Annotated in this window: 1 protein-coding gene; it reads right to left on the bottom strand. The window is 40.4% G+C overall.

Annotated elements, in window-relative coordinates; all coding sequences use genetic code 11:
- Positions 1-189: 189 nt before the first annotated feature.
- On the bottom strand, positions 190-433 hold a 244-nt coding region (locus DLK05_RS19230; protein ID WP_148114136.1), incomplete at its 5' end, for a zinc ribbon domain-containing protein.

Genomic DNA, 433 nt, shown 5'->3' with positions numbered 1-433 from the left:
TCAGTAAAGCCACCATCGAGCAATATGAGCAACTCAGTGCAAATTTACCGTTATTTAAAACCTACTTAAACCTACTTACGTGGGTTTAATGTTTAATTCCTACTTCATCATCAAGAACCAATTGCTATTGCGCTTGGGATTACCTCAATTCCATAGGCTGTCACGGTGTAACTCACCGCCATTGGTGGCTTATGTAGCCACCAATTCTTTATCTGCATGTTTTAGAATATTGATGGCAGCATTAATATCCCTGTGATGCAGGGTGTTACATGAACATCGCCACTCACGCATTGCAAGTGTCAGGTTTTGGTTTAATTCACCACAATTCGAACACATCTTGCTGCTTGGAAAGAATCGTCCAACAGAAAGTATTGATTTGCCATGCTGTTTAGCCTTGTAAATCAACTGTCGCTTGAACTCATAAAAGCCCATA

Origin of the sequence: Ancylomarina longa (assembly GCF_003996985.1) — a bacterium.
Taxonomy (GTDB): domain Bacteria; phylum Bacteroidota; class Bacteroidia; order Bacteroidales; family Marinifilaceae; genus Ancylomarina_A; species Ancylomarina_A longa.
Note: the sequence above shows the minus strand (reverse complement) of the source record. Positions and strands in the feature narration are given on the sequence as shown.